The following is a 7,252-nucleotide window of genomic DNA, read 5'->3' on the forward strand; positions in this document are numbered from 1 at the left end:
GTTATAATTTCTAATATAGTAATGAGGATAATTAATATTAAAATTGCAAAATTAATAAAAAAGTAGAAAGGGCGGGGTATGTAATAAAAATTGTATATAAGCGAAGCAGTTTTCACCGCTCCGCTTTATTATTAGGAAAAAATTACAATAAAAAAATTAATGATTATTTTTCAACGAAATCTCTTATTTTTTTAGCAGCTTTTTTTAATAAAGGTATATCTTGAGTTAAAGCAATTCTAAAATAATTCTCACTTCCAAAAGCAATACCAGGTACAACAGCAACTCCAGTCTCATCTAATAAACGCATAGAGAAATCAAGTGAAGGTTCATTTGAGAATTTAGAATACCCTACAAATAAATAGAATGCTCCTCTAGGTTCTATAACTTCAAAACCTAAATCATTTAATTCTTTAGCCATAAAGAAAGCTCTCTCTTTATAAATATCTCTGAAACTTTCTATTACAGGATAATTTTCTAAAGCATATTCAGCAATAGCACAAGAAAGAGAAACCATACTTCCTACATTGTTGAAGCTTGCATTAACCAAATATTTTCTAACTTCCTCTGGTGCTATACTATATCCTATTCTCCAGCCAGTCATAGAATGAGATTTTGAAAAACCATTAAGTACTATTACTTTGTCTTTGATTGATGGATAAGAAGCAAATGAAGTAAATGGATAAAATGATATTGCTGAATATATTTCATCAGCTATAATGAATATATCTTTTTTCTCGAAATATTTTACAAGCTCGTCCATTTCTTCTTTTTTAAGCATATATCCAGATGGATTTCCCGGATTACTGAAAAGTATAGCTTTAGTTTTATTTGTAATTACTTTCTCTATTGCCTCAGGTTTAAGTACAAGATGATCAGGTCTAGTATCCAAAAATACTGGCTTTCCATAAGAAAGTTTTACAGCTTGTTCATAAGGAGAGAAAAAAGGAGTAGGTATTATAACCTCATCATCTATATTTAAAATAGTCCTAAATACAGAAGAAATACCTTCCATAGAACCAATATGCATAGTTACATTATCAGCTTTAATATCAGAATTATAATATTTATTATAATGATTAGCCACTAATGTTCTTATATGTTCGCTTCCGCCTGAATGAGTATATCCCAAAGTATGAGTTTTAGCGTATTCACATCCGTATTCAATTAATTCTTTAGGAGGCTGTAAATCAGGTTCTCCTATTGTAAGCATTATAGCATTTTCTTTTTTTTGAGCTTTTTCAGTTAATTCTCTTATGAGTGAATATGGTACTTGAAGTATATTTTTATTTAATTCCATAATAATCTCCATTTAATTAAAAAATGTAAACAGTATTATTATATACGATATTATTATTTGTAATAATCCGTTATATTTTACCAAAAATATTTAATTTGTCAATTTGTATTATGGAAAAGTAGAATATTTTTTATAAAAAATATTTAATGAAATTATAATGATTATAAAAAGCCTCTATATCAATTATAATACAGAGGCTTTAAATTAATGAAAATTATTTTCTCAAATCATCTACCAATTTAGTTTTATCAGCAGTTTTTTCATCTTTAGTTTTTACCACTTTAGCAGGATTTCCGGCAACCACCTGATTTTCTCAGGTAGCCTACCATCCCATAATAATTATAATGCAATAAAAAAGGTACCAACTTTATTTAAGTAAGCACCTTAATTAGTTTATATTCTTTATTTAATTATCATTAACTTGTTTATTATCTATTCTCAAAGAAAAATCCGAAGCTAAACATCAAACCTACAGAATGATATTGTTTAACAGTATGAGAAGCAAATAGATTATTCATATCATTAGCATTAAAAATCATATTTTCATAAGATAAATGGACACCAGCAATGAAATCTGTTTTTTCTGTTTCAAAGAATTTCCTTTCAAATGATAATCTTACATAAGGAGATATTGGAACTGATTTATAATTCATATTTATTAAGGGATTAAACTGCACTCCTGAAGATATTCCTACAAGAAGATTTTGATTATTTTTAGTTAAATCAAATTTTAAAGCTACTCCTGTATATATTCCGAATGCTGATACTCTGTTAATCAAAGATGTATTTTTATCGATTACAGATACCATATGCTCATTAATACCAAAATCAAATAAAAGATCTATACCACTTAATAAATTAACATTATTTAATTTAAATCCATATCCTATTTGAAAATTTATATCTAATCTTGGATCTAATAATACACTATTATAATCTTTAGTTTCAGCTATATTGATATCCGCACCTAATCTAGGGCTTATTCCAAATTTAAAATTAGCAAAAAGATTAAAAGAAAATAATATTAACAATGCTGGTATATAAAATATTGTTTTTGATATAATCATTATGTAAACTCCTTAAATTAAATCATATATGTAATAAACATATATATAAATATATTTGTAAAATATATTTATATTATAATAACTTTAAGCAAAAATTTGACCTAATCCCCATATAATAAGACCACCAAAAGTTATAACAGCAAAAATCCACATAAATCTAGAATTATTAGAAGATATATATTCATTTATAGCATCTGATACAGTATATGATACTAACATTATATTAGCCTCATATTTTGTTTCTTCATCTAAATTAGAATATAATATTTCTGATATTGTTTCTTTTAATTTCAAATCCAAAAAATTATTAACAGTTAATCCATTATTATCCCAAATTATATCAAAAGTACTATTTACTTTATCATAATTTTTTATATATCCATCTAATATTTTTTCATCATCACTAATTGATACTTTATTTGGAAATAAATCATTATTATTATACGACAAATTAATTTTTACATTTTCTTTTTTAGCAAATACAGAAACAATATAATTATTATCTAGCTTACTTGATGTTATAGAAATATTTTCTTCCTTAGAATTATTCAAGGAAAGTCTATCATTTTCTTTTTGAAGAGTCACATTATCATTTAATCTGTAACTCTCAAAATTTTGTTTTGGATCTGTTGGTTTTGCATTACTGCATGATGGCAAACTAATTAATATTAATGTTACCATAAAAATAGATAAAAATTTTTTCATATTTTAACTCCTAGTATTTTTATATGACTAGTATTTTTATATGATAAAATTATAAAAAAAAAAATTAATAAACAAATTATAGTTCATAAATTATTAATAAAATAAACTTTTTACAAAAAATACAAATTATTTATATTAATATTTTAAAAAAATGAATATAAAAAAATTGCAGCTTATAAAAAATATTATAAACTGCAATTAATATTTTATCTAAATATTAAGTTTTTTAATTATTATTTTCTCAAATCATCTACTAATTTAGTTTTATCAGCAGTTTTTTCATCTTTAGTTTTTACAACCTTAGCAGGATTTCCAACAACCACCTGATTTTCTTCAACATCTTCTATAACAACAGCACCCGCACCAATTACAGCATTCTTGCCAACATGAACGCCTTCAATGATAACTGCATTGGCACCTATAACAACATTATCTTCTATTATAACAGGTTTAGCTGAAGGAGGCTCAATAACACCAGCAAGTACAGCACCAGCACCAACATGACAATTCTTTCCTACAATAGCACGTCCGCCTAAAACGGCTCCCATATCTATCATAGTGCCTTCACCGATTTCAGCACCAATATTGATAATAGCTCCCATCATAATAACAGCATTGTCACCAATTTTTACTTTATCTCTTATTATAGCACCCGGTTCTATTCTAGCATTAACAGCAGTATAATCTAAAGTAGGTACTCCAGAATTTCTTCTGTCATTTTCCAAATAATAATCATCTATGAATTTTTTATATTCAGTTAATATAGTTTGTATATCTTCATAATCACCAACTACAAAATGAAAATTACCTGATGAAAAAACTTTAGCATTAGTACTTGATTGAAGATTAGGTAAATTTCCTTTTATATATATTTTTACAGGTGTTTTCTTAGTAGAATTCTTAATATAAGCAATAATATCTTCTGACTTTTCTAACATATCCATTTCCGTTTCTCCTCAATTATAGTTTTTATATAAATTATTTATGATAGTACTTCTTTCATTCTGTAAAGACCAGGTTTTTTACCTACAAGGAATTTAGCGGCTTTGATAGCACCTTTTGCAAAAATTCTTCTTGAAGTAGAAGTATGTTTAATTTCTATTATCTCATCATCTCCATAGAAAATAACACTATGTTCACCTACTACAGAACCGCCTCTTATAGAGTGTATGCCTATTTCTTTTTTATCTCTTGCATGAAGACCGTTTCTTCCGTTTACTGCAGTCATTTCATTATCCAAAGCGTCATTAATAACATTATAAAGAGTTTTAGCAGTACCGCTTGGAGAATCCACTTTTCTATTATGGTGAGTTTCTACAATCTCAATATCAAAATCACTTAATAAATGTGCAATTTTAGCAACAACTTCATTCATTAAGTTGATACCTATACAAGTATTTGAAGATAATACTATAGGTACTTTTATAGAAGCTTCAACAATTTTAGCAAGCATAGTTTCATCATAACCAGTGGTACAAATAACCATAGGTATATTATTTTTAATAGAATATTCAATCATAGCAGGAAGCCTTGAGAAATGAGAGAAGTCTATAATTACATCTCCTTTTTCATCAGTGAAGTCATCAGCAAAAGCAGTGATTTCTAATTCTTTTTCCTGCATTATAACCTCTTTTAATATAGAGCTCATAACTCCAGTTCCATGTATCATTACTTTCATTTTTTACTCCGATTTAAATATTTATTTTTTTAATCCGTATTTATTTAATATTTGTCTTATATATTCTCTATTTTTATCACTTAAAGGGCCTAATGGAGAACGGCATTCACCAACTTCAAAACCCATTATGTTCATAGCTTCTTTTATAGGTACGGGATTAGTTTCTATAAACATAGCTCTTACTAAATCTATATATTTAACTTGAGCTTTAATAGCTTCATTAACATTACCATTAAGGAAATTCATAACCATGTCATGATTTTCTTTAGGTATAATATTGCTTGTAACAGATATAACACCTTTAGCACCTAAAGCAAGCATTGGAGTAACCATATCATCATTACCAGAATATATATCCAAGTTAGGGGCAATATTTGCTATATCAGCCACATAACTAATATCACCGCTTGCTTCTTTAATACCATTAATATTTGAAACTTCAGATAAAGTTTTTATAACATTAAGTGATAATTTAACTCCAGTTCTTGAAGGCACATTATACATTATAACAGGACATTTAACACTAGCAGCTATTTGTTTGAAATAATCTATAAGTCCGCTTTCATTACCTTTGTTATAGTATGGAGTTACTGCCATTACTATATCAGCACCATATTCATAAGATTTTTTACTGAACTCTACTGCGGTTGCTGTATTATTGGTTCCAGTTCCTGCAATTACCAAAGTTCTTTTTTTAGTACGCTCGATACAGAATTTTATAACTTCCATTCTTTCTTCAGCAGTAAGTGTTGCACTTTCAGCTGTTGTACCTGCGGCAATAATAGCATCTGTTTTATTTGCTATTTGAAATTCAATTAACTCCTCTAATTTTGTATAGTTAACCTGATTATCTTTTGTAAATGGTGTTATTAAAGCTACACCTGCTCCTTCAAATAATGACATATTCAATCTCCTTTAATTATATATTGCATTTTATTTTTTTACCATAGTAAATTATAAAAAATAATTATGTTAATTTATAAACTTATTTTTATTTTTATAAGTGTTATAAACATTTAATAATTGTGTTTTCACTCCTATATTAATAGCTTCTTCATCTATATCAAAAAGTCCATTGTGTATAGGTGCATTTATTTTATCATTTGAAACACCTAAACTGAAAAATGAGCCTTTTATTCTTTGAAGATAATAACTGAAGTCTTCAGTTGTCATATTGGCATTTTCTTCTAGGCAATTTTCTTTTCCTAAAATTTCTGATGCTGATTCTCTTATAATATTTACTGCCTCATCATGATTTATTAAAGCAGGATAAGAAGGTATATCTATAAATTCAGCTTCAGCACCAAAATTATTACCAGTATTTATAACTATATTTTTTATTATATTTAATCTTTTGTTTCTAGTTTCATCATCGCATAACATTCTGATAATGCCTTCCATTTTTACATTATCAGCTACAATATTATTAGCAGTTCCTCCATTTATAGTGCCTATATGAAGTCTTGTAGTTCCGTCAGTAAAGGCAGATATATAGCTATGAAGCTGTGTTATAATATGAGAAGCTACTATTATAGCATCAATTCCATTATATGATTTTGCTCCATGTGCAGATTTGCCTTTTATATGCACTTCAAACATATTAGAACTTGCATACATTGAACCATATTTAGTACTTATTTGTCCAACTCTTATTTCCGGACGTACATGAAGCCCATAAATAACATTAACATTTTCTAAAGCTCCCTCATTAATCATAGGCAATGCACCTCCTGTAGTTTCTTCTGCAGGCTGATATATTAATCTTATATTGCATGGAGGCGTAACTTCTGAAAAATATTTTGCTATTCCTGTGAGTATAGTTGTATGAACATCATGTCCGCAGGAATGGCATTTACCTTTATTTTTTGAAGAATAAGAACAATTTTTTTTATCTTCCATAGGTAAAGCATCTATATCAGCTCTGAATGCTACTGTAAAAGTTTTATCTTCTCCTTCAATATCTGCTATTATGCCTGTTTTGGCTACCTGTGTTTTATGATTTATATTAAGTGATTTAAGTATAGAAGATATTTTCTCCATAGTTCTGAATTCCTCAAAGCCTAGCTCTGGGTGAGAATGTAAATCTCTCCTTAAATCTATTAAAAACTCTTTCATAGATGAGAGTATATCATCTGATATTATAGAATTACTATTTTGCATTATTTTACACGCCTTGTTAGTTTTTTAAAACAGTTATACCATATTGTATATAAAATACTGTTATTAAAAAATTATTATATATGTTTTATTATTTAAATAAAGAATTATATTAGAGTATTACTTCTTAGATTTTGATAAGTTGCGTTTGAAAGATTTGTAGAATTTAGAAAGTTGAAAATAAGTATTTGAATAGTTAGAAGAATTAGTACTATTCTGGGTTGTGTTACAGGTGAACAAAGAGTACATTCCAAACTCCTTAAAAAATTATTGATAGTATTATTATATAAGATAATATCGTAAAAGTCAATAAAGAAGTTTATTATTTTTTATAAAAAGAAATATAAA

7 protein-coding genes are annotated in these 7,252 nt (G+C 27.0%); all 7 read right to left on the reverse strand.

The genetic code is table 11. The annotated features are described in order from the left end of the window. Positions 1–163: 163 nt before the first annotated feature. Positions 164–1,297, reverse strand: a complete 1,134-nt coding sequence (locus R4K56_RS09430; RefSeq protein ID WP_335772422.1) for a pyridoxal phosphate-dependent aminotransferase — start codon at positions 1,295–1,297, stop codon at positions 164–166. A 428-nt stretch (positions 1,298–1,725) separates the two neighbouring features. Continuing rightward, a complete protein-coding gene (locus R4K56_RS09435) occupies positions 1,726–2,364 on the reverse strand; it encodes a hypothetical protein (RefSeq protein WP_297296101.1) in 639 nt (212 codons plus the stop codon). Positions 2,365–2,448: 84 nt separating this feature from the next. Further along, positions 2,449–3,069 carry a hypothetical protein gene (locus tag R4K56_RS09440; protein ID WP_335772421.1) on the reverse strand — a complete coding sequence of 207 codons (621 nt, stop codon included), beginning with the start codon at positions 3,067–3,069 and terminating at the stop codon, positions 2,449–2,451. A gap of 233 nt (positions 3,070–3,302) precedes the next feature. Next, the gene (gene dapD, locus R4K56_RS09445; protein ID WP_335772420.1) at positions 3,303–4,013 is read right to left on the reverse strand and encodes a 2,3,4,5-tetrahydropyridine-2,6-dicarboxylate N-acetyltransferase; all 711 of its coding nucleotides are present in this window, start codon (positions 4,011–4,013) and stop codon (positions 3,303–3,305) included. 38 nt (positions 4,014–4,051) lie between these two features. After that, positions 4,052–4,747 carry a 4-hydroxy-tetrahydrodipicolinate reductase gene (gene dapB, locus R4K56_RS09450; protein WP_335772419.1) on the reverse strand — a complete coding sequence of 232 codons (696 nt, stop codon included), beginning with the start codon at positions 4,745–4,747 and terminating at the stop codon, positions 4,052–4,054. A gap of 21 nt (positions 4,748–4,768) precedes the next feature. After that, entirely contained in the window at positions 4,769–5,650 is an 882-nt protein-coding gene (gene dapA / locus R4K56_RS09455) for a 4-hydroxy-tetrahydrodipicolinate synthase (RefSeq protein ID WP_335758522.1), read from the reverse strand. Between the two features lie 69 nt (positions 5,651–5,719). Then, positions 5,720–6,907 carry a M20 metallopeptidase family protein gene (locus R4K56_RS09460; protein WP_335772418.1) on the reverse strand — a complete coding sequence of 396 codons (1,188 nt, stop codon included), beginning with the start codon at positions 6,905–6,907 and terminating at the stop codon, positions 5,720–5,722. Positions 6,908–7,252 lie beyond the last annotated feature (345 nt).

The sequence above is a fragment of the Brachyspira pulli genome (genome assembly GCF_036997785.1).
Taxonomy (GTDB): domain Bacteria; phylum Spirochaetota; class Brachyspiria; order Brachyspirales; family Brachyspiraceae; genus Brachyspira; species Brachyspira pulli.